22 protein-coding genes are annotated in these 21,079 nt (G+C 72.0%); 4 read left to right on the forward strand and 18 right to left on the reverse strand.

All coding sequences use genetic code 11. From position 1 onward, the window contains the following. Nucleotides 1-16: 16 nt before the first annotated feature. From ORG17_RS12140 to ORG17_RS12155, 4 genes are all read right to left on the reverse strand, one after another. On the reverse strand, nt 17-1,132 hold the full coding sequence (locus ORG17_RS12140; RefSeq protein ID WP_214526013.1) for a heparan-alpha-glucosaminide N-acetyltransferase domain-containing protein: 1,116 nt from the start codon (nt 1,130-1,132) through the stop codon (nt 17-19). A 5-nt stretch (nt 1,133-1,137) separates the two neighbouring features. Then, nucleotides 1,138-2,511: an FAD-dependent oxidoreductase gene (locus tag ORG17_RS12145; RefSeq protein ID WP_214526014.1), complete on the reverse strand. Its 1,374-nt coding sequence runs from the start codon at nt 2,509-2,511 to the stop codon at nt 1,138-1,140. A gap of 83 nt (nt 2,512-2,594) precedes the next feature. Beyond that, complete coding sequence (locus ORG17_RS12150; protein ID WP_027466355.1) at nt 2,595-3,671, reverse strand: polyprenyl synthetase family protein; 1,077 nt, start codon at nt 3,669-3,671, stop codon at nt 2,595-2,597. 31 nt (nt 3,672-3,702) lie between these two features. Beyond that, nucleotides 3,703-4,494 carry a demethylmenaquinone methyltransferase gene (locus ORG17_RS12155; protein ID WP_214526015.1) on the reverse strand — a complete coding sequence of 264 codons (792 nt, stop codon included), beginning with the start codon at nt 4,492-4,494 and terminating at the stop codon, nt 3,703-3,705. An 86-nt stretch (nt 4,495-4,580) separates the two neighbouring features. On the opposite strand from ORG17_RS12155, the gene ORG17_RS12160 reads away from it, so the two are divergent. Continuing rightward, a complete protein-coding gene (locus tag ORG17_RS12160) occupies nt 4,581-5,840 on the forward strand; it encodes an isochorismate synthase (RefSeq protein ID WP_214524733.1) in 1,260 nt (419 codons plus the stop codon). A gap of 74 nt (nt 5,841-5,914) precedes the next feature. On the opposite strand, the gene menD is transcribed toward ORG17_RS12160, so the two are convergent. Then, nucleotides 5,915-7,720 carry a 2-succinyl-5-enolpyruvyl-6-hydroxy-3-cyclohexene-1-carboxylic-acid synthase gene (gene menD / locus ORG17_RS12165; RefSeq protein ID WP_214526050.1) on the reverse strand — a complete coding sequence of 602 codons (1,806 nt, stop codon included), beginning with the start codon at nt 7,718-7,720 and terminating at the stop codon, nt 5,915-5,917. Next, nucleotides 7,713-8,072, reverse strand: coding sequence for a PLDc N-terminal domain-containing protein (locus ORG17_RS12170; protein WP_111056182.1), 360 nt, complete (start codon nt 8,070-8,072; stop codon nt 7,713-7,715). Before ORG17_RS12170 ends, menD begins: the two co-directional genes overlap by 8 nt. Nucleotides 8,073-8,137: 65 nt before the next feature. Between ORG17_RS12170 and ORG17_RS12175 the strand changes: the two genes are divergently transcribed. Next, entirely contained in the window at nt 8,138-8,473 is a 336-nt protein-coding gene (locus ORG17_RS12175) for a DUF4229 domain-containing protein (RefSeq protein ID WP_214526016.1), read from the forward strand. Nucleotides 8,474-8,511: 38 nt separating this feature from the next. On the opposite strand, the gene ORG17_RS12180 is transcribed toward ORG17_RS12175, so the two are convergent. The 4 genes from ORG17_RS12180 to ORG17_RS12195 are packed head-to-tail and all read right to left on the reverse strand — an operon-like array spanning nt 8,512 to nt 12,191. Then, the gene (locus tag ORG17_RS12180) at nt 8,512-9,513 is read right to left on the reverse strand and encodes a 1,4-dihydroxy-2-naphthoate polyprenyltransferase (protein ID WP_027466351.1); all 1,002 of its coding nucleotides are present in this window, start codon (nt 9,511-9,513) and stop codon (nt 8,512-8,514) included. Nucleotides 9,514-9,518: 5 nt separating this feature from the next. Then, nucleotides 9,519-10,694 carry an AMP-binding protein gene (locus tag ORG17_RS12185; RefSeq protein ID WP_214526017.1) on the reverse strand — a complete coding sequence of 392 codons (1,176 nt, stop codon included), beginning with the start codon at nt 10,692-10,694 and terminating at the stop codon, nt 9,519-9,521. Continuing rightward, on the reverse strand, nt 10,694-11,623 hold the full coding sequence (locus ORG17_RS12190; RefSeq protein ID WP_071406303.1) for a 1,4-dihydroxy-2-naphthoyl-CoA synthase: 930 nt from the start codon (nt 11,621-11,623) through the stop codon (nt 10,694-10,696). The genes ORG17_RS12185 and ORG17_RS12190 overlap by 1 nt, the downstream gene beginning before the upstream one ends. A gap of 31 nt (nt 11,624-11,654) precedes the next feature. Beyond that, nucleotides 11,655-12,191, reverse strand: coding sequence for a hypothetical protein (locus tag ORG17_RS12195; protein WP_214526018.1), 537 nt, complete (start codon nt 12,189-12,191; stop codon nt 11,655-11,657). 125 nt (nt 12,192-12,316) lie between these two features. Here ORG17_RS12195 and ORG17_RS12200 point away from each other — a divergent pair, with 125 nt between their 5' ends. Continuing rightward, a complete protein-coding gene (locus ORG17_RS12200) occupies nt 12,317-13,306 on the forward strand; it encodes an o-succinylbenzoate synthase (RefSeq protein WP_214526019.1) in 990 nt (329 codons plus the stop codon). A 271-nt stretch (nt 13,307-13,577) separates the two neighbouring features. On the opposite strand, the gene ccsB is transcribed toward ORG17_RS12200, so the two are convergent. The 6 genes from ccsB to ORG17_RS12230 all read right to left on the reverse strand — a co-directional run bounded on the left by ccsB (nt 13,578) and on the right by ORG17_RS12230 (nt 19,907). Next, nucleotides 13,578-14,597, reverse strand: a complete 1,020-nt coding sequence (ccsB, locus tag ORG17_RS12205) for a c-type cytochrome biogenesis protein CcsB (RefSeq protein WP_214526051.1) — start codon at nt 14,595-14,597, stop codon at nt 13,578-13,580. Between the two features lie 5 nt (nt 14,598-14,602). Next, entirely contained in the window at nt 14,603-16,327 is a 1,725-nt protein-coding gene (resB, locus tag ORG17_RS12210) for a cytochrome c biogenesis protein ResB (RefSeq protein ID WP_250891990.1), read from the reverse strand. Further along, the gene (locus tag ORG17_RS12215) at nt 16,311-17,009 is read right to left on the reverse strand and encodes a cytochrome c biogenesis CcdA family protein (protein ID WP_071247888.1); all 699 of its coding nucleotides are present in this window, start codon (nt 17,007-17,009) and stop codon (nt 16,311-16,313) included. The genes resB and ORG17_RS12215 overlap by 17 nt, the downstream gene beginning before the upstream one ends. A 45-nt stretch (nt 17,010-17,054) precedes the next feature. After that, complete coding sequence (locus ORG17_RS12220; RefSeq protein ID WP_027466343.1) at nt 17,055-17,693, reverse strand: TlpA family protein disulfide reductase; 639 nt, start codon at nt 17,691-17,693, stop codon at nt 17,055-17,057. Then, entirely contained in the window at nt 17,690-18,346 is a 657-nt protein-coding gene (locus ORG17_RS12225; RefSeq protein ID WP_214526020.1) for a histidine phosphatase family protein, read from the reverse strand. Before ORG17_RS12225 ends, ORG17_RS12220 begins: the two co-directional genes overlap by 4 nt. Nucleotides 18,347-18,413: 67 nt before the next feature. Continuing rightward, the gene (locus tag ORG17_RS12230) at nt 18,414-19,907 is read right to left on the reverse strand and encodes a SulP family inorganic anion transporter (protein ID WP_214526021.1); all 1,494 of its coding nucleotides are present in this window, start codon (nt 19,905-19,907) and stop codon (nt 18,414-18,416) included. 42 nt (nt 19,908-19,949) lie between these two features. Here ORG17_RS12230 and ORG17_RS12235 point away from each other — a divergent pair, with 42 nt between their 5' ends. After that, nucleotides 19,950-20,351 carry a MerR family transcriptional regulator gene (locus ORG17_RS12235; protein ID WP_372443664.1) on the forward strand — a complete coding sequence of 134 codons (402 nt, stop codon included), beginning with the start codon at nt 19,950-19,952 and terminating at the stop codon, nt 20,349-20,351. Here the strand turns inward: ORG17_RS12235 and ORG17_RS12240 are convergent. Next, entirely contained in the window at nt 20,328-20,573 is a 246-nt protein-coding gene (locus tag ORG17_RS12240) for a hypothetical protein (RefSeq protein WP_146247853.1), read from the reverse strand. The genes ORG17_RS12235 and ORG17_RS12240 overlap by 24 nt on opposite strands. Continuing rightward, nucleotides 20,573-20,911: a hypothetical protein gene (locus ORG17_RS12245; protein ID WP_214526022.1), complete on the reverse strand. Its 339-nt coding sequence runs from the start codon at nt 20,909-20,911 to the stop codon at nt 20,573-20,575. Before ORG17_RS12245 ends, ORG17_RS12240 begins: the two co-directional genes overlap by 1 nt. Between the last annotated feature and the right edge of the window lie 168 nt (nt 20,912-21,079).

The raw sequence follows: 21,079 nt of genomic DNA on the forward strand, positions 1-21,079 counted from the left end.
GCTCCGCCAGGTGCGCTCAGCGCATCGGGACGAGGGACACCAGGGCCCCCACCACCCGCTCGAGCGGGCCGCGACCCAGGAACCGCCGCCACAGCATCGCGAAGACCACCGAGCCGAGGGCGAACCAGCCCCAGGCCTCGACCGACTCGGGGGAGGTCGGCAGCATCGCGATGACCACGAGGTGCCCCGAGTACACCGTCAGCGGCATCGAGCCGACCGCGGCCAGGGGGAACGCGATCCGCTCGGCGACACGCCCGCGGCCGTCGAACACGAGCAGGCACAGGGCGATCACGGCGACCGCCACCCCGGCCGTCCCCACCACGTCGACGACTGACGACGAGTGGTCACGCGGGGACAGGAACAGCTGTGCGAGGGCCTGGCCGGGGGTCGAGCCCTCGCCCGCGTACGGGACCCCGGGGAACGCCAGGGCCGCGTCGTCCGGAAGCGGGGCGAGGACCGAACCGGCGACGTACGCGGTGGTGGCGACCAGTGCGCCGGCCGCCAGGAGCGCAACCTGCCGGCCACGTTCCTCCAGGCCGGCCCGGGCGACCGCGAGACCGACCAGGACGTACGCCAGGAAGGTGACCACGGGGTAGACCAGGCCGAGCTGGACGCCGATCATGCCGGCGTCCGCGTAGGCCGGCGCGATCGTCAGCGCGGCGAGCGGCGACAGCACTGCGCAGAGCGCGGCGATGCCGAGCAGCGCCGCCGGTCGGACGCGGAGCACCGGGACCACCAGCAGGAACAGCACCCCGTAGGTCGGCAGGATCACGTACACGGGGGTGTCGAGCGCCATCAGGGCGAACCCGATGACGACGACCACCACGGCGCGGATGGCGAGCCGGGCACGGATGCGGCCGATGGTGGGCGGGCCGGGCGGGTCGACACGGCCGCTCGTCAGGCCGATCGAGACCCCGGCGAGGACCGCGAACAGCGTGGACGGGCGGCCGTGGGCGACGGCGGTCCAGGTGGCGGGGTCGGTCCAGTCGAGCTGCTCCGCGATGCCGCCGACGTGTGCGGCCATCATGCCGAGCAGCGCGACCGCACGGGCCACGTCGACGGCCTGCAGCCGTGACCCCGACGCGGACGCGCCCCGCACCGCGGTGGGCGGGACGGGGCGCGTGTCGGTCATGGTCGTCAGCTGGTCGGGGTGTCGACGCGGCCGAGCGAGACGTCGATCATCTCGTCGCGCGGCACCACCTTGATGCGCTCGCGCCCGTCGACCGCGCCGAGCGCCTGCTCGTGGGTGTCGAGGTGGTGCCAACCCTCGAGGTCGGTGTACTCGACACCGCGCTCACGGAGCAGGGCCGGGATGGCCTCGTCGGACGGGTCCTCCGGGGTCCACCAGCTCGCCTGGTCGTTGACGATGTGCTGCACGGTCTCCATCGCGTCGGACTTCGTGTGTCCGATGAGCCCGACCGGACCGCGCTTGATCCAGCCGGTGGCGTACACCCCGGGGATCTGCTGGTTGTCGTCGTCGAGGACCTGGCCCTCGTGGTTCGGGATGACACCGTGCCGCTCGTCGAACGGCACCCCGGGCAGCGGGGAACCGAAGTACCCGACCGCGCGGTAGGCGGCCTGGATCGGGATCTCGCGGATCTCGCCGGTGCCCTCGACGCCGCCCTCGCCGTTCGGACGGGTGCGCTCGTAGCGGATGGCGGTCAGCTTGCCCTGCTCGTCGCCGACGAACTCGATCGGCTTCGCGTAGAAGTGCAGGTGGAGCCGGCGGCTGGCCTGGCCGACCTCGCGCGTGCGCCACTGCTCGAGGACACGGTTGATCACCATGACCTGCTTGTTCGTCGCGATCGCGGTCTTCGACGCCTCGTCGTGGTCGAAGTCCTCGTCGTAGACCACCATGTCGACGTCACGGACCTCGCCGAGCTCGCGGAGCTCGAGCGGCGTGAACTTCACCTGCGCCGGACCACGGCGGCCGAAGACGTGCACGTCCGTGACCGGCGATGCCTTCAGGCCCTCGTACACGTTCGCGGGGATTTCGGTCGGCAGCAGGTCTTCGGCGTGCTTCGCCAGGATGCGCGAGACGTCGAGGGCGACGTTGCCGACACCGATGACCGCGACGCTCTCGGCCTGCAGCGGCCAGGTGCGCGGGACGTCGGGGTGGCCGTCGAACCAGCTCACGAACTCGGCTGCGCCGTACGAGCCGTCGAGGTCGACGCCGGGGATGTCGAGGTCGGCGTCCTTGATCGCACCGGTCGAGAACACGACCGCGTTGTAGTGCTTCTTGAGGTCCTCGAGGGTGATGTCCTCGCCGTAGCGGACGTTGCCGAACAGCCGGACGACCCCGCGGTCGAGGACGTCACGCAGGGCGTTGATGATGCCCTTGATGCGCGGGTGGTCGGGGGCGACGCCGTACCGGACCAGACCGTAGGGCGCGGGGAGCTGCTCGAACAGGTCGATCGACACGTCGTAGCCGTGCGCCTCGCGCAGCAGGATGTCCGCGGCGTAGATGCCGGCCGGGCCGGCGCCGACGATGGCGAGTCGGAGGGTGGGCACTGATCGTCTCCAGTTCGTTCGGGTGGGGGTTCCCGGGGGCCTCCCGACCGGGCCGCCGTGGGCGTGCGCGTCGGGAGGGGTGTTCAGCGGCTTCGGTCGACCACGGAGTCCGCGAAGCGGGTGAGTGCCCGTTTCACGGTGCCGTCGGGGAGCGGGGCGAGGGCGGCGACGGCTTCGCGAGCCCAGGCGACGGCGACGGCGCGGGTCGCCGCGGTCGCCTCGTGTTCGCGGAGCGCGGCGACGGCCGACTGGTACGGCGCGGAGTCGACCACGTCGTCGGGCGCACCGTTGACGTCGCGCTCGATGCGCTCGACCAGGTGCTGCGCGGACGGATCGGTCGCGGCCATCCGGCGCAGCTGCAGGACCGGCAGGGTGTCCACGCCTGCGCGCAGGTCGTTGCCGGCGATCTTGCCGGTCTTGTCCGTCGCCGGGGCGAGGTCGATGACGTCGTCGACGAGCTGGAAGGCCACGCCGACCTTCTCGCCGAACGTACCGACGGCGTCGAGGTAGGCGCGGTCGGCTCCGGAGAACATCACGCCGGCGCGTGCCGCGGTGGCGATGAGCGATCCGGTCTTGTCGCTGAGCACCTGGATGTAGTGCTCGAGCGGGTCGTCGTCCGGCTGCGGCCCCGTCGTCTCGTGCAGCTGCCCCATGCAGAGGCGCTGGAAGGTCTCGGCCTGCATCCGGATGCCCTCGGTGCCGAGGTCGGCCGTGATCAGGCTGGCGCGGGCGAAGAGCAGGTCACCGGTCAGGATCGCCACGTTGTTGCCGTAGGTGATCTGCGCGGCGGGGACCCCGCGGCGGACGGGTGCCTCGTCCATGACGTCGTCGTGGTACAGCGACGCCAGGTGCGTGGTCTCGATGCTCACCGCGGCCTTGACCACGGCGTCGGTCACGCCGTCACCGAGCTGGGCGATGAGGAGGGTCAGGGTCGGGCGGATGCGCTTGCCACCGGCGGACAGCAGGTACCGGCTGGTGGTGTCGGCGAGCGTGTCGGTGGAACGCATGGCATCCTCGAGCCCCTGCTCGACGAGTTCGAGCCCGTCGTCGACCGCGGAGATGAAGCGTCGGTCGGCGGGCGTGGCGAACAACCGCTCGCCGATGCCCAGCGATGCGCGCAGGCTCGGCGCGCGACGTGCGACCGGGACGCTCGGATTCAAGTGCTGCTCCGTCTTCGGGGGTGGTGACCGGTCAGTAGGCGGCCGGGTCGACGCGCGGCTGCTCGCCGGTGTTCTGGTGGTCACGGCGGGCCTTCGCACGCCGCGCCGCGGACTCGCGCACCGTGTCGGCGACGGGCTTGCGGCCACGGTGCAGTGCGACGATACCGGCCGTCAGGTTGCGGTAGGCGACCACCGAGAAGCCGACACCGCGGAGCCACTGGGTGAGCACCTGCTGGTCGGGCCACGCGTCGATCGACTCGGCGAGGTAGCGGTAGGCGGCCGGGTTGCTGCTCGAGAGCCGCGCGATGCCCGGGAGCACGCGCTTCAGGTAGGTGCCGTAGCCGAAGCGCAGCAGGGCGCGGGGCGGCGTCGAGAACTCACAGATGACGACGCGGCCACCGGGCTTCAGGACGCGCAGCATCTCGGCGAGCGCCTGCTTCGGGTCGTTCACGTTGCGCAGCCCGAACGAGATCGTGACGGCGTCGAACGTGTCGTCGTCGAAGGGCAGCTGTTCGGCGTCGCCCTCGACGAAGGTGATCTCGGGGTGGCGTTCACGGCCGACGGCGATCATGCCGGCGGACAGGTCGAGCGCGGTGACCTCAGCGCCCTTCTTGGCGAAGGCCGCCGCGCTGGTCCCGGTGCCCGCGGCGATGTCGAGGACCTTCTCGCCGGGCTGCGGGTCGACCGCGCGGACCGTGGCGACACGCCACAGCGGGGCGTTGCCCGCCGACAGGATGTCGTTCGTGAGGTCGTACTTGGCCGCGACGTCGTCGAACATCGCCGCCACCTCGTCCGGGCGCTTGTTCAGGTCCGCTCTGCTCACACGATCAATCCTAGAGGTCCCGACCGAGCGTTCACCGGACTCGCAGCCACCCGGGCGGTGCGGGATCGGCGCGTAGCATCGGAGCCGTGACCCGAACCACCACGGCGGCGCCCCCGCTGACGGTCTCGACCCGGATCCTCGACGACCCGGGCGCCGTCCTCCGCCACACGCTCCGCGACCGTCCCCTCGCCTTCGTCCGGAACGGCGACGGCATCGTCGGCATCGGTGAGGCACTCCGGTTCACGTTCACCGGCCCCGACCGGATGCGTGACGCGGCAGCCCTCTGGCGCAGCGTCGTCGAGACCGCCGTCGTCGACGACCCGGTGCAGCTGCGCGGTTCGGGGCTCGTCGCGTTCGGGTCGTTCGCCTTCGCCGACGACTCCGCCGACGAGAGCGTGCTCATCGTGCCCCGGGTGGTCCTCGGTCGGCGTCGCGGCAAGGCCTGGCTGACCGCGATCGACACGACGCTCGGCGCGGAGCCCCTGGCCTTCACCCGGACCTCGGTCCCGGTCCCCCACGTCGGGCCGCACGTCTCCGTGGCGCTGCGTCCCGGGCACATCGACGAGGACACCTACGCCGCCAACGTGTCCGAGGCCGTCCGCCGCATCGTGGCCGGGAGCGCCCGCAAGGTGGTGCTCGCCCGCGACCTCGTCGGCACGCTGCCGCCGGGAGCCGATCGACGGGCGGTCCTGCTCGACCTCGCGGCCGCCTACCCGCAGTGCGTGACCTTCGCGGTGGACGGGCTGATCGGCGCCACCCCCGAGACCCTCGCCCGCACCGACGGCACGCGGCTGACCGCACGGGTGCTCGCCGGCAGCGCCGCCCGGGGCACCGACGAGGTGTCCGACCGGGCCGCCGCCGAGGCCCTGGCCAGCAGCGCCAAGGACGTCGAGGAGCACACCTTCGCGATCGACAGTCTGCTCGCGGCCCTCGCCCCGCTCGCGACGGACCTGCGCGCCGACGCCGAACCGTTCCGGCTGCAGCTGCCGAACCTGTGGCACCTGGCGACGGACGTGCAGGCCACGCTGCCGCCCGACACCACGTCACTGGACGTCGCCGACGCCCTGCACCCGACGGCCGCGGTCGCCGGCACCCCGACCGACGTGGCCGTGCGGTTGGTCGCCGAGCTCGAGGGCGTCGACCGCGGCCGCTACGCCGGGCCGGTCGGCTGGATGAGTGCGACGGGTGACGGCGAGTGGATGCTCGCCCTCCGCAGCGCCCGGATCGACGACGACGGCACCGTCCGAGCCTGGGCGGGGGCCGGGATCGTCGCCGGTTCGGAGCCCGCGCGCGAGGTCGCCGAGACCGCCCTGAAGTTCCGGCCGATCACCGACGCGCTGGCCTGAGGCAGCCGCGCGACCCGCGCGGGCGCGCAGCCGCGTAGCCGCGCGACACGCGCAGGGCGCAGCCGCGCGACCGGTCAGTCCGCCAGCGGGACCTCGATCACGACCCGCTCGGCGGGGTCGGTGAGCACCCGCTCGAGGTCACCCCACGTCGCCGCCCGGCGGTACTCCCACCCGAGGCCCGTGACGACCCGCTCGACGTCGACGTGCTGCGGGGTCGACATCATCCGCCGCATGTCGGCCTCCGGCGTGGTCTTCGCCACCTCGAGCCCGCGGAAGATCGCGCCACCGTGGTCGTTGCCGACGACGACCTGCACCCGGTGGGTGCGTTCTTCGGTGCCGGTGACGAACGCTCCGAGGTCGTGCAGCAGCGTCAGGTCGCCGAGGAGCACGCGGGTGGTACCCACCGAGGCCGAGGACTGTTCGAGCGCCGCGGCGATGCCGAGCGCGGTCGAGACGGTGCCGTCGATGCCGGCGAGCCCGCGGTTCGCGTGCACCCGGATCTTCTTGCCGAGCACCCGGGCATCGGCTTCACGGATGAGCTGCGACGCCCCGAGGACCAGCCGGTCGTGCGGCCAGGTCACGCCCCAGACGGCCTCGGCGAGCATGGCGCGGTCGACGGGTCGGCGACGGAGCGCGACCTCGTCACGCAGGAACTTGTTCCGCTCGGCGCGGTCGGCGGAGCGCTTGGCGTCGAGGTCCGGGCCGGCGTCGCCGTCGCCCAGGATCCGCCGGCTGGAGCCGACCCAGCGGCCGACCCACGCGCGGTGCTCCGGCCGGGTCCGCCCCGTCACGCGGACGTCGGACACGAAGGTGGTCAATGATTCGCTGGGCCCACGCCGCCGGTTCCCGGGCGACGCGCCAGCGGCGTCCGGGCCGTGCCGGTGGGGAGAGGCGCGGGCCGGGTCGAAGGGGTCGGCCGCCGGTCCGCGGACCACGATCGTCTCGACCCCGTCGCGCTGCAGGAGCGCGGGGACCTCCCTGCTGAGGGTCGGGTGGCCGAGCACGACGGCCCGGCGGACGGCACCGCCGTGGTCCGGGTCGCGCAGCAGTTCGCGGTAGGCCACGACCAGGTTGCGGCCGAAGCGCGCGCCGCTCGAGACCTCGGCGAGGAGCGGCGCGCCGAGTTCCCAGGCGATCCGCTCGGCGTCCTCGCCGGCGTCGTGCCCGGCGATGACGACGGTGCCCGGTTCGTCATCCGGGGTGAGTTCGGCGACCGGCAGACCGGTGTGCGCCCGGCGGGTGGCGAACGCCAGGTCGACCTCGTCGTCCGGCACGGGGCTGACGTGCTCCGGGGCGAGCCCGGCGGACAGCGGCTCGCGGAACGCGACGTTGAGCTGCGCGGGACCGGGCTGCCCGGTGTGCCCCGCTGCGGCGGCGACGGCCTGTCGGGCGAGGGTGCGCAGGGCGTCGCGCACCGAGGCGTCGACGCCGTGCGCCGACGGAGCCTCGACGTCGCGGACGAAGGCGACGGCCTGGCCGAAGATCCCCGGCTGGACGGTGGTCTGGTTGCTGCCGATGCCGCGCAGTTCGTCGGGACGGTCGGCGCTCAGCACGATCATCGGCACGCCGGAGTGGTGCGCCTCGAGCACGGCGGGGTGCAGGTTCGCCACCGCGGTGCCCGACGTCGTCACCACCGCTGCGGGCCGGTGCGTCTCGACCGCGAGCCCGAGTGCGAAGAACCCGGCGGTCCGTTCGTCCAACCGCACGTGCACGGTCAGCCCACCGGCGCGTTCCAGGGCGACCGCCGCGAGGGCGAGTGCCTGGGAACGCGAACCGGGGCTCACGACGACGTCGGTGACGCCGGCACGCACGAGTTCCTGCAGGAGGGCGAGCGCGGTGTCCGTCGCCGGGCTGCCCGAACCGACGGGGCCGTCAGCGATCGGTGCGGCCGTCGTCGTCGCGCTCGTGGAACTGGTCTTCGAGGTCTCGGAGGGTCGCGTCGTCCTGGTCCTTGTCCGTGAGGGTGGTGCCCGGCTCCGGCGTGGTGCCGAGGAAGTCCGGGTCGTCTTCGGGTCCACGGTAGCGGGCCGACGCACCGGGGTCGGCCGCCGGGGTGCGACCGAGCAGGAACCAGAGCACGCCACCGAGGACGGGCAGGACGATGACGAGCAGGAGCCACACGCCGCGACGCAGGGAACGGACGCGCTGACGCGGCATCGTGCCGCAGTCGATGGCCGCGTACACCGTGAAGGCGACGGCGGCCACGGCGACGATCAACCACAAGCGGACCATGCGGTGAAGTCTAGGTCGCGACCCTGTGATGCCCCTGCCGGTCGGCGCTTCCGTAGACTCACCGTGTGAAAGCGTGGCTCCTGTACACCCTGGCTCGGCTCGGCATCTTCGTGGTGGCGCTCGTGCTCCTCCTGCTCCTGACGCCGATGCCGTGGTACTGGGCGACGATCGTGGCCGCCCTGGTGGGCCTGCTCATCTCGTACATCGCCCTGTCCGGACTGCGCACGCAGGTGGCCCTGAGCCTGGCGAACCGCCGCGGCACCCCGGAGCGCGACGCCGACTCGGACTTCGAGGACGACTTCGTCGACGCCGCCGACTCCGACGCCGCGGCCACCCCGGCCGACCGTCCGGTGTCCGACGCCGACCGGCACGGAGCGCGCCGGGACACCGACGCCGACTGACCCGGGCGCGGGGCCGCCCGGTCGAGCAGCCGGAACGGCTACGGCTGGACGGCCAGGGTGATCCCGAGCACCACGCCGAAGGCGAGCGAGGCGAACGACGACAGCTGCAGGGCCGTGATGAGCTCGCGGGGCTTCCGTGACGACACCCCGATCGCCAGTGCCGGCAGGGCCAGCAGCAGCGAGAAGTACGTGAAGCCCGTGCGGAAGTACAGCAGCACGAACCAGAGCAGCACGACGTACGGCAGCATCAGGAACAGGCCGAAGAGGACGCGGGCCACCGGACGGCCGACGACCACGGCGAGCGTGCGCTTGCCCGCCAGCTGGTCCTCGTCGATGTCGCGGATGTTGTTCACCATCAGGACCGCGCAGGCGAAGAACCCGGCGGCGACGGCGGCTGCCCAGCCGTTGACGGTGACCTCGCGGATCTGCACGAACTGGGTGCCGAGCACGGCGACCAGTCCGAAGAAGACGAAGACGAACACCTCGCCGAGGGCGTTGTACCCGTACGGCTTCTTGCCACCGGTGTAGAACCAGGCGGCGACGATGGCGGCGGCCCCCACGAGCAGCAGCCACCACAGCTGGGTGAGCAGCACGATGACCAGGCCGGCGACCGCGGCCAGGCCGAAGAACGTCAGGGCGACGGTGAGCACGGTCCGGGGCTTGGCCAGGCCGGCTCCGGTGAGTCGTGCCGGACCGACGCGGTACTGGTCGGTGCCGCGGACCCCGTCGGAGTAGTCGTTGCTGTAGTTCACGCCGATCTGCAGGAACAGCGCCACGGCCAGGGCGAGCAGCGCGACCGCGAGGTGGCCGTCCTTCGCCAGGTAGTCGCCGAAGTCGCCGGGCTCACCGCTGTCGACGAACGCGACGGCGGTGCCGAGCACGACCGGGACGACACCGAGGGTCAGGGTGCGCAGGCGTGCGCCGCCGATCCAGTCGCGCGCGGTCGCCTTCCGCTTGGTGCGGGCGGGGGCAGCGGCCTTCGCCGGGTTGCCGGACCGGCCCTGCTTCTGCGTCGAGTTCTTCGTTCGTGCCACGAGCACCGATCTTATTGCCGATGCGACCGCCCGGCGGCTCGCGGTCCCGACGAGCGGACCGGGTCGACGAGCGCCTGCACGGCCCGACGGTCGGGTTTGCCCGACGGCAGCATCGGGATCCGGTCCACCAGGACCACGTCGGCGGGGCGGGCGGCACGCCCCAGGGCGGCTCCGACGTGGGTACGCGCGGCCTCGAGGTCGAGCGGCTGCTCGGTGACGACGACCGGGACCTCGCCCCACTCCCCCGCCGAGCGCCGGGCGACGACAGCGCTCTCCTGCCCGGGGAGCCCGCGGACGAGCCGTTCGACCGCACCGAGCTGGACCTTCTCGCCGCCGGAGATCACCACGTCGTCGAGGCGTCCGAGCACGCGGACCACGCCGTCGGACAGGGTCGCGGTGTCCCCGGTCCGGTACCAGCGCAGCCCGTCCCGCTCGACGAAGGCCGACGCCGTGCGGGCGTCGTCGTCGAGGTACCCCTCGGCGAGCATCGGCCCGGCCAGGTGCAGCTCGCCGTCGACCAGCGCGGTGCGCACCGTGCCGAACGGGACGCCGTCGTACACGCATCCACCGCTCGTCTCGCTCGCACCGTACGTCGTCACGATCCGGACCCCGGCGTCGAGCGCCCGCTGCCGGAGCGGCGCCGGGGTGGCCTGCCCGCCGACCAGCACCGCGTCGAACCGGGCGAGCGCACGCGTGGCGTCGGGGTCGTCGAGGACTCGTGCGAGCTGCACCGGCACCAGGGAGGTGTAGCGACGGGGCGCGGCCGGACCGACGACGAGCCGTTCGGCCGCCTCGGTGAACGCGGCGGCCGCGAAGTGCCCGGGTGGCACGACGACGGGGTCGGTGCCCGCGGTGATCGAGCGGGTCAGGACGTTGATGCCCGCGATGTAGTGCGTCGGCAGGGCGAGCACCCAGCGCCCGGGCCCACCGAGTGCCGTGTCGGCCGCGGCGGCACCGGCGAGGAGCGCCTCGGACGAGAGCGCCACGCGCTTGCCCGTGCCGGTGGACCCGCTCGTCTCGACCACCAGGGCGACCGCCTGACGGACCTCGGCCGGCGGTGGCGTCGGCAGTGCAGGAGCCCCCTCGGCGACGGGGAGCAGTGCGGGGCCGCCGGCGAGTGCTGCCTCCAGGCCGCGCAGCACGGCCGTCGGGTCCGACGTGCCGGTCGCGACCAGCGGACGGGGCATCAGTAGTGCCAGGGGAACGCGGTCCACTCGGGAGCGCGCTTCTCGAGGAACGAGTCGCGACCCTCGACGGCCTCGTCGGTGCCGTAGGCCAGCCGCGTGGCCTCGCCCGCGAACACCTGCTGGCCGACCATGCCGTCGTCCACGGCGTTGAACGCGTACTTGAGCATCCGGATCGCCGTCGGGGACTTGCCGAGCACGATCTCGCCCCAGCGGATCGCTTCACGCTCCAGGTCGGCGTGCGGCACCACGGCGTTCACCGCCCCCATCTCGTACGCGCGCTGGGCGGAGTACTCCTGGGCGAGGAAGAAGACCTCGCGGGCGAACTTCTGCCCGATCTGCTTGGCGTAGTAGGCGCTCCCGTAGCCGCCGTCGAACGAGCCGACGTCGGCATCGGTCTGCTTGAACTTCCCGTGCTCGGCGCTGGCGATGGTGAGGTCGCAGATCGCGTGCAGGGAGTGCCCGCCGCCCGCAGCCCAGCCGGGGACGACCGCGATGACGACCTTGGGCATCATCCGGATCAGGCGCTGGACCTCGAGGATGTGCAGCCGCCCCATCGACGCCTGGGCGGCCGCGGGGTCGACGCCCTCCGGCGGTGCACCCTCGTCGCCGACGTACTGGTAGCCGCTCCGCCCCCGGATGCGCTGGTCGCCGCCGGAGCAGAACGCCCACCCGCCGTCCTTCGGGCTGGGGCCGTTGCCGGTGAGCAGCACGACGCCGACACGGGGGTCCTGCCGGGCGTCGTCGAGGGCGCGGTAGAGCTCGTCGACCGTGCGCGGGCGGAAGGCGTTGCGGACCTCGGGACGGTCGAAGGCGACCCGGACGATGCCCTTGGAGACGTGCTTGTGGTACGTGATGTCGGTGAACTGCTCCGCGATCGGAGCGGTGGTCCAGACGTCGGGGTCGAACAGGTCGGAGACGGGAGCAGCCATGCTCCCAACGTACCGCCGGGCGTCTGGCGGGTCAGGCGCCCATGTCGGTCAGGATCTCCGGCGCGACGAACACCATGATCACGATGAGGATCACGGGGTTCGCGAAGAACGCCAGGACGACCCCGACGGCGCCGTACCAGCGTCCGAACGAGCCGACGGCGGCGACGAACCCGAGCACCGCGGCGACGAGCGTCAGGAACACGACGACGAAGCAGATGCCGAAGGCGAAGTTCGTGTCACCGCCCATGAACACGGCGAAGGCACTGGCGTCCACCGCGGCGGAGACGACGGCGAGGCCGAGTGCGATCTTGCCGACGACGGGGTTGCGGCGCCTCGTGGCGCCCGTCTGCCGCACGTCGACGGTGTTGCGCTGCATGAGGCGGGCGAAGTCGTCGGAGTCGCGCCCGGCAGCCGCCGCGGGTCGAGCGCCCGCTGCCGGTCGGGCTGCCGCCGCTGGTCGGGCTGCGGCCGCCGATCGGGCTGCCGACGCCGGACGGGCCGCGGCGCCCGACGGGTCGGACGGGCGCTGCGATGCGCGTTGCTGTGCTGCGCGCTGCCGCGGATCCACCGCCACCGAGCCTCCATCGTCTTCGGGTCGTTCCCCTGCCGACCGAGGCCGACCGATGCATGCTAGTGCCCTGCCCTGGCGGTCCCCTCCGAGGAACCGGCAGGCCCCCTGGGTGCGGTGGGAGGATGGCGGACGTGCTCCCCGACCTCGCCGAACTCCTCGCCGACGCCCACGTGGTGGCCCTGCCGATGCGCGTGCGGTTCCGCGGCATCACCACGCGCGAGGCGGTCGTGCTGCGCGGCCCCGCAGGTTGGACCGAGTTCTCGCCGTTCGTCGAGTACGACGACGCCGAGGCCGCCGCCTGGCTGCGGGCCACCGTCGACTTCGGGTGGACGGACCACGAACCGGCCGCCGACTCCGTGCCGGTCAACGCCACGGTCCCGGCGATCGCCGCCGACGCCGTCGCCGACCTGCTCGCGCGGTACCCCGGGTGCACCACCGCCAAGGTCAAGGTCGCGGAGCCCGGCACGACCGTCGACGACGACGTCGCCCGTGTCGCCGCGGTCCGCCGGGTGATGGGGCCCGAGGCCGCGGTCCGGGTCGACGCGAACGGGCTGTGGAGCGTGGAACAGGCCAGCGCAGCGCTGGAGCGGCTCGCACCGTTCGACCTGCAGTACGCCGAGCAGCCCTGTGCGACGGTGCCCGAACTCGCCGAGCTCCGGTCGCGCGTCGCCGGTCTCGGGGTCCGGGTCGCCGCCGACGAGAGCGTCCGGAAGGCGAGCGACCCCCTCGCCGTCGCCCGGGCCGGTGCCGCCGACGTCCTGGTCGTGAAGGCCCAGCCGCTCGGCGGGATCAGCGCGGCCCGTGCCGTCATCGCCGACGCCGGGTTGCCGTGCGTCGTCTCCAGCGCGCTCGACACCTCGGTCGGGCTCGGGATGGGAGCGTTCCTGGCCGCCGCGGCGATGACCCCCGGGTACGCAGCAGGGCTCGGGACGGCGGTGATGTTCGCCGGGGACGTCACGGCCGATCCCCTGTTGCCGGATGGCGGTCGGGTGCCGGTGCGCCGGGTCGACGTCGCGCCGGAGCTGGTGGAGCGCTCCGCCGCGTCGCCGGAACGCACGGCGTGGTGGCGTGCGCGGGTGGCCCGCGTGCACGCACTGCTCGCCGCCGGGTAGCGCACGCGCCGCGTCCTCACGAGACGCCGTCGTCTCCGCAAGACGCCGGCGTCTCCTTTCGGCGCCGCCACGTCATCGAGGCGCCGCCGAGTCATCGAGCCGCCGCCGAATCCTGCGGCGTCTCGCCGACGACGCGGCGTCCCACCGACACGACGGCGTCTTCCTGGCCGTGCACGCGACCCGACGACGGACGGGAGGCACGGTGCCAGCTGGCACCGTGCCTCCCGTCCGTCGTGGTCGCGACCAGGGCCGCATCAGCGACCCACGCGGCTCACAGCCCCGAGTAGCTGTGCAGGCCCTTGAAGAAGACGTTCACGACCGAGAAGTTGAACATCACCGCAGCGAAGCCGATGAGGGCCAGCCAGGACGACCGCGCACCGCGCCAGCCGCGGGTCGCACGGGCGTGGATGTAGCCCGCGTAGACGACCCAGATGATGAAGGTCCAGACCTCTTTCGTGTCCCAGCCCCAGTAGCGTCCCCAGGCGCGTTCCGCCCAGATCGCACCGGCGATGAGGGTGAAGGTCCAGAGGACGAAACCGACGAGCAGGACGCGGTAGGTCAGGACCTCGAGCCGGTCGGCGTCGGGCAGCGTCGCCATGAAGCGGAGCTTGCCGGAGGCCGTGCGGCCCTGGCGGTACGTCTGCACGAGCTGCGCCACCGCGAGCCCCGCGCCGAGCGCGAAGAACCCGGTTCCGGCGATGGCCACGAAGACGTGGATGACCAGCCAGTACGACTGTAGGGCCGGCTGCAGCGGGACGACGGGGACCCAGTAGTTCACCGTCGCGATGCCGAGCAGGATGATCGTCAGGCCGGTGATGAAGACACCGAGGAACTTCAGGTTCTGCCAGAACTGCACGAGCAGGAAGATCAGCGTGATCAGCGCCGTGCCGGTCAGCGAGAACTCGAACATGTTGCCCCACGGCACACGGTCGGCCGCGATGCCGCGGAGGACGACCGAGGCGACGTGCAGCACGAGCGCGAGGATCGTCATCGCCATGCCGACGCGCTCGAACTTCGTGCCGCGACCGGCCGAGCCACCCGACGGCGGTGCGGCGACCTGCTCGAGCACGACGGTGCCGCCGCGGACGGTCGCGACCGTCTTCGCGCCGCGTGCCGACGCGGCGCTGACCGCGTCGGACGAGCTGTCGTCGGCACTCGCGTTCTTCGCGGCGGCCGTGACCTCGCCGGAGCGTTTGGCCATGTCGAGGGCGAACGAGATGAACGCGACCACGTACACCGCCATCGCGGAGTACGTGAGCACGACCGAGTAGGTCGCGAGGTTCGTGGTCATGTCGTTCACTGGGGCATCCTAACTCCGAGGTCCGACGTGTGGCGCTGTGCGATGTCCGCGACGGCCCGTTCGAGGTTCGGGTCCTCGCCGCGTGCGAGTCCGGCGTACTCGAGGTCGTACTCGCCGCCCTGCGCATCGCGACGCGGGACGACCTTCACCCAGACGCGGCGGCGCGGGACGAACAGCGAGGTGAGCAGACCGAGGGTGGAGAGCAGGGCGAACCCGCCCACCCAGAGCTGCGAGGGGTCGTGGTGGACGTCGAGGGAGACGTACCGCTTGACGCCGTCGAAGGTGATCGACCCGGCGCCCTCCGGCAGCTTCTTCGTCTGGCCGGGCTCGAGCGCGATGCTCGCGGTGTCCGACTGCCGACCGGCGATCTGGTCGAGGCCCTTGGTGCTCAGCGTGTACACGCTCTGCGGCACACCGCTGTCGAGCCCGAGGTCACCCGTGTAGACCTGCAGCGTCAGCAGCGGGTTCTGGGTGTCCGGGTAGGCACTCGAGTACGCGCCGCTCGCGAGCTTCGACGCGGTGGGGTAGAAGAACCCGACCATGCCGAGCTGGTCCGGCTTCGCGTCCGGCACCTTGATGACGCCGGTGGAGGTGTAGTTCGCGTCCTCCGGCAGGAACGGCACGACGTCCTTGAACGCCACGTTCCCGTCGCCGTCACGCACCGTGACCTGCATCGCGTAGCCGTTGCCGAGCAGGTAGACGTTCGTGCCGCCGACGTGCAGCGGGTCGTTCACACCGAGGCGGCTCGTCTTCGGCTCGCCGCCCTTCTCGGTGCTCGTGACGGTGGCCGAGTAGTCGAGCGCCTGGCCGAGGGCGTCGAGGTTGCGCTCCTCGTACTTCGTCACGAACTTGTCGAGCCGGAGGTTGTAGCCCTTGAGGTCGGTCTGCTGGAACCAGCGACCGGGGTTGAACGAGTCGTACGACCCGAGCACGTTCGAGAAGGTCTGGCCCTCGACCAGCAGGCGCTGTCCGGTGAAGCCGAAACCGCCGCCGACACCGACCGCCAGGAGCACCCCGACGAGGGCGGCGTGGAACACCAGGTTGCCGGTCTCGCGCAGGTAGCCGCGCTCCGCGCTCACCGAGTCGCCGAACCGCTCGACGCGGTAGCCGGACCGCTTCAGGATCGCCATCGCGCGCGTCACCGCGTGCTCGGTAGACGGGAGGCCCGTGGTCGCGTCGATCCCGGTCGTCCCGTCGATCATCGCGTCGGGTTGCACCGCCACGGTGCGGAAGCCCGCCAGTCGCGTCAGGCGCGCGGGGGTCTTCGGCGGACGGGTCCGCAGGGCCTGCCAGTGGTGCTTCGTGCGGGGCACGATGCAGCCGATGAGCGAGATGAAGAGCAGCAGGTAGATCGCGGAGAACCACACCGAGGTGTAGGTGTCGAAGACCTGGAGCTTGTCGAGGACCGGGTAGAGCTGCGGGTGGTCGGCCTTGTACTGCACGACGCCGTTCGGGTCGGCGGTGCGCTGCGGGACGAGCGAGCCCGGGATCGCCGCGAGGGCGAGCAGCATGAGCAGGAACAGCGCCGTGCGCATGCTCGTCAGCTGCCGCCAGAAGAACCGGAGGTACCCGACGAAGCCGAGCTTCGGCTGGTTGACGCCGCCGTCGGTGGGGCCGGAGCCGTCGACGTGGTCGGACGGCCGCTGCGGGTCGGAGGCGCTGTCGGCCCCGTCGCCTGCGCCCGTCGGGATGTGCTCGTTGAGGTCAGACCGCGGGGACAAAGCTCTGGATCACCGCCCCGACGCTCGACATGACGGCCGACCAGATACCGGTGACCATGAGCAGACCGATGACGATCAGGATCGCTCCTCCGATGATGTTGACGGTGCGCATGTGACGCTTCACCGCCGCGATGGCCCCCGTGGCCCAGCCGGCGCCGAGGGCGACGAGGACGAACGGGATGCCGAGCCCGAGGCAGTACGCCACCCCGAGCCACATGCCCTGCCAGGCGCTGCCCGACTGCACGCTGAGCAGGTTGATGGCCGCCAGGGTCGGGCCGAGGCACGGGGTCCAGCCGAGGCCGAACACGATGCCGAGCAGGGGGGCACCGAGGAGCCCCGTGGCAGGGGTCCAGCTGGGCTTGATGGTGCGCTGCAGGAACGTGAACCGACCGACGAACACCAGGCCCATCGCGATAACGACGACCCCGAGGATCTGCGTGATGAGGTCGCGCCACCGCACGAGCCAGAAGCCGAGCGCCCCGAACACGGTGGTGTACGCCACGAACACCGCGGTGAACCCGGCGATGAACAGCAGCACGCCGAGCACCACGCGGCCCCGACGCTGCCCGCCCTCGGCGACTCCGCCGACGTACCCGAGGTACCCCGGAACGAGCGGCAGCACGCACGGGGACAGGAACGACACGAGCCCGGCGAGCGCCGCCACGGGCAACGCCACGGCCATCTGGCCGCTCAGGATCGCGTCGGCGAAGGGGTTGGAGGTCACGGGTCAGGACGCCTTGCCGGCGTCGAGCTCGTCGCTGACCAGGGTCTTCAGGATGCTCGTGCCGTCGATCGCGCCGAGGACCCGGGCGGCGACGCGGCCCTTGGTGTCGAGGACGATCGTGGCGGGCACCGCGTTCGGTGCGATCTGCCCGGACATCGCGAGCTGCATCGTGCCCGTGCGCTGATCGAGGACGGTCGGGTACTGCACGTCGAAGGTGCGCTCGAAGGCGGCCGCGGTCGCTGCTTCGTCACGCACGTTGACACCGATGAACGCGACGTCATCGGCGCCGGCGTACTCGTCGTGCACCTGGTTGAGGTACTTCGCCTCGGCACGGCACGGCGGGCAGCTGGCGTACCAGAAGTTCAGGACGACGACCTTGCCACGGAGGTCCTTCGACGAGACGGTGTCGCCGTTCGAGTCCTCGGCCCGGAAGGTGACCGGGTCGGTGCGGTCCTTCGCGGAGACCTCGGTCACGGCGCCGTCGCCGGAGATGTAGTTCTGGGTCGTGCCGTTGCCGTACTGCTTCGCGATGCCGCCGCTGTCCGACGAGCAGCCGGACAGGACCAGGACGGCGGCCACGGCCGTCGCCGCGAGGACCGCGAACCGCTTGCTGATGACGCGCACACTGCTCGTGCTGTTCACACTGCTCCTTCGTCGACGGCGGTCGCGCGCAGTTCCTGCGCGGGGTCCGCGTACCCGACCTCGGTGAACCGACCGGTCGACGCGGCGGGTACACGTTCGACGGTGGTGATGCTCGACAGGTCGCAGCGGCGCTTGCGCGGGTCGTGCCACAGGGGCTCCCCCGCGAGCTTCCGGTGGACCATCCAGATCGGCAGCTGGTGGCTGACCAGGACGACGTCGCCCTCGTCCACGCTCTCCCACGCCGTGGTCATCGCCGCGAGCATGCGGTTGGCGATGGACTCGTACGCCTCGCCCCAGCTGGGACGCAATGGGTTCGCGATCCACGGCCACTCCGCCGGGCGGCCGAGCGAGCGCTTCGTGAACCCGGGGGGCTGCCCCTCGTAGCGGTTCGTCGGTTCGATCAGGCGCTCGTCGAGCGTCACGTCGAGCCCGTAGGCGGCCGACCAGGGTGCGGCGGACTCCTGCGTGCGCTGCAGCGGGGACGCGACGATCCGACGCACGTCGACGCCGGCGTCCTTCCAGGCGGTGGCGGAGGTCTGGGCCATCCGCGTGCCGAGGTCGCTCAGCCCGAAGCCCGGGAGCCGGCCGTAGAGGACGCGGCCCGGGTTGTGCACCTCTCCGTGCCGGACGAGGTGGAGACGGGTCGCGGGCATGGGTTCCAGTGTAGGTCGCCCGCGGTTCCCACCGCCCCCTCAGGTAATTCACCGGATGCGGAAGCACTCAGCCGCCGAGCTCACCGGAGAGCCGCCCGTGCAGCGCGATCGAGCCGGTGTCGAGGTTCACCACCTCGACGGTCGACCCGTGCTTCGCGAACCGCTGTTCGACCCCGTCGAGCGCGGCGACCGTGGACGCGTCGAACACGTGGGCGTCGGCCAGGTCGATGATCACGTGCTCCGGGTCCTCGGCGTACGAGAACCGTGTGACGAGGTCGTTCGACGAGGCGAAGAACAGCGCCCCGCGGACCCGGTACCGCACGGTGCGGTCGTCGACCGGCTCGCGGACCACGGTCACCACGTGCGCCACCCGTCGGGCGAAGACCAGGGCCGCCACGACCACGCCGACGAGCACCCCGGTGGCGAGGTTCTCGGTCACGACGACCACCACGACGGTGACGAGCATGACCGCGGTCTCGCCGAGCGGCATCCGTCGGAGGGTGCGCGGTCGGATGCTGTGCCAGTCGAAGGTCGCGACGCAGACCATGAGCATGACCGCCGTCAGTGCCGCCATCGGGATCTGCGCGACGAGGTCGTGGAGCACGATCGTCAGGACCAGCACCGAGACGCCGACCGCGAAGGTCGAGACGCGGGTCCGGGCACCCGCGGTCTTCACGTTGATCACCGTCTGGCCGATCATCGCGCAGCCGCCGGTCCCGCCGAAGAAGGCGGACGCGATGTTCGCGACACCCTGACCCCACGACTCGCGCCACTTGCTCGAGCCCGTCTCCGTGATGGAGTCGACGAGCTGCGCGGTGAGCAGGGTCTCGAGCAGGCCGACGATCGCGACACCGAACGCGTACGGGGCGATGATCTGCAGCGTCTCGAAGGTGAACGGCGTCGTGATGCCGCCGAAGCCCGGGAGCGCCGTCGGCAGGGCGCCCTCGTCGCCGACCGTCGGCACGGCGATGCTGAACACCATCGTGAGGCCGGTGACGACGACGACCGCGATGAGCGGTGCGGGGACCGCCTTCGTCAGGAACGGGAAGCCGACGATGATCGCGATGCCGAGCACGGTCAGCGGCCAGACGACGAACGGGACGTCGTCGCCGAGCAGGTTCGGCAGCTGGGCGGTGAAGATGAGGATGGCCAGGGCGTTCACGAACGCGACGTTCACGCTGCGCGGGATGAAGCGCATCAGCCGTGCCACCCCGAGGAACCCGAGCACGAGCTGGAACACGCCACCCAGCACGATCGCGGGCACGAGGTACTCGATCCCGTGCTCCCGGACGAGCGGGGCGATGACGAGCGCCACCGAGCCGGCTGCGGCGGAGATCATCGCCGGGCGACCGCCGACGATGGAGATCACGATCGCGATGACGACGCTCGAGAACAGCCCGACCGCGGGATCGACCCCGGCGACGACGGAGAACGAGATCGCCTCGGGGATGAGGGCCAGCGCGGTGACGATGCCGGCCAGGACCTCTCGGGTGAGCATGCGGGGCGAGCGGAGGGCGGCGAGGACGCTCGGGGCCGTCGGCGCGTGTGTGATCACGGACATCGATCGGAACTCTACCCTCACGTGGGGGTAGAGTCGTACTCCGTGAGCACCAGCGACGTCCCCGACACGATGCACATCGGCGAACTCGCCGACCGCGCCGGCATGTCCCTGCGCACCATCCGGCACTACGACGAGGTCGGGCTGCTCGTACCGAGCGGCCGCACCACCGGCGGATTCCGGGTCTACACGGCGCAGGACCTCGAACGGTTGCTCGTGATCCGCCGGATGAAGCCGCTCGGGTTCACGCTCGACGAGATGGCCGAGCTGCTCCGCGTGGTCGACGCCCTCGCGACGAAGGACCCCGAGGACGAACCATCGCTGGCGGCCCGCCTCGACGCGTACCTCGAGGACGCCCGAGCCCGCCACGCCAAGCTCGTCGAGCGGGCCGGCATGGCCGAGGAGTTCATCGGCACGCTCGGCTCACTCCGCGCTTCGCTCCCCTGACGTGGCGACGTCCTCGGCGAGCACCCTGGCGCGCATGCGCTGCCGCTCGAGTTCGAGCTTGAGCTCCCCCTCCTCAACGTGGAGCTGCCAGTCGATCGCCCCACGTTGCGCCCAGTCCCACGTGCTCTCGCCAGGCGCAGGACCGATGTACGGCCGCTCCGCGGGAACCGTGTCCTCCTTCCGGACCAGCTCGCGCCAGGCACGGCGCAGACGAGTCGTCATCACGGTCTCCTCTTCTCGATGAACAGTTCCGCAAGCACCCTTGCAGCGGGTTCTTCTCCGGCAGGCACTTTCTGCATGTCGTACATCGCCTGTGCCAGGTTCCGGCCGATCTCGCGGCGCCCGACCTCGGCCGCGGTGATCAGCTCGAACACCACGGTCAACCGCGCCCAGTAGCGGTCCCGTTGTTCCCGCGCGACGTCCCGCCGCCACCGGATGACCGCCCACAGTCCACCGACGAACGCCACGAGCAGCGTGAACGCCGTCGTGCACAGCGCCGCCACCACCACCGCGACCGCCGCAGGCGGCCAGGTCGCGAGCTCCCCTGTCCCCGTCCCCACCCGGTCCCCCTCTCGTCCCGCGACCCGGCCACGTCGAGAACGCTACGGAGTCCACGCGCGCCGCCACGGGCCTCCCGGCATTCGGTGGAGAACGCCGGACGCAGGCGGCCGTGTGGAGGAAGGGACCCTGCCGCCCACGCCCCCGGACGCAGGCGGTTAGACTCGACC

This window comes from Curtobacterium flaccumfaciens pv. betae (assembly GCF_026241855.1).
GTDB classification, from domain to species: Bacteria; Actinomycetota; Actinomycetes; order Actinomycetales; family Microbacteriaceae; genus Curtobacterium; species Curtobacterium flaccumfaciens.

Coding starts and splice junctions, on each gene's coding strand:
- ORG17_RS12140 (WP_214526013.1), bottom strand. CDS start 1,132: ATGACCGACACGCGCCCCGTCCCGCCCACCGCGGTGCGGGGCGCGTCC.
- ORG17_RS12170 (WP_111056182.1), bottom strand. CDS start 8,072: ATGGTCCGCTTGTGGTTGATCGTCGCCGTGGCCGCCGTCGCCTTCACG.
- ORG17_RS12185 (WP_214526017.1), bottom strand. CDS start 10,694: ATGCCCCGTCCGCTGGTCGCGACCGGCACGTCGGACCCGACGGCCGTG.
- ORG17_RS12190 (WP_071406303.1), bottom strand. CDS start 11,623: ATGGCTGCTCCCGTCTCCGACCTGTTCGACCCCGACGTCTGGACCACC.
- ORG17_RS12200 (WP_214526019.1), top strand. CDS start 12,317: ATGGCGGACGTGCTCCCCGACCTCGCCGAACTCCTCGCCGACGCCCAC.
- ccsB (WP_214526051.1), bottom strand. CDS start 14,597: ATGACCACGAACCTCGCGACCTACTCGGTCGTGCTCACGTACTCCGCG.
- ORG17_RS12215 (WP_071247888.1), bottom strand. CDS start 17,009: ATGGCCGTGGCGTTGCCCGTGGCGGCGCTCGCCGGGCTCGTGTCGTTC.
- ORG17_RS12225 (WP_214526020.1), bottom strand. CDS start 18,346: ATGCCCGCGACCCGTCTCCACCTCGTCCGGCACGGAGAGGTGCACAAC.
- ORG17_RS12230 (WP_214526021.1), bottom strand. CDS start 19,907: ATGTCCGTGATCACACACGCGCCGACGGCCCCGAGCGTCCTCGCCGCC.
- ORG17_RS12240 (WP_146247853.1), bottom strand. CDS start 20,573: ATGACGACTCGTCTGCGCCGTGCCTGGCGCGAGCTGGTCCGGAAGGAG.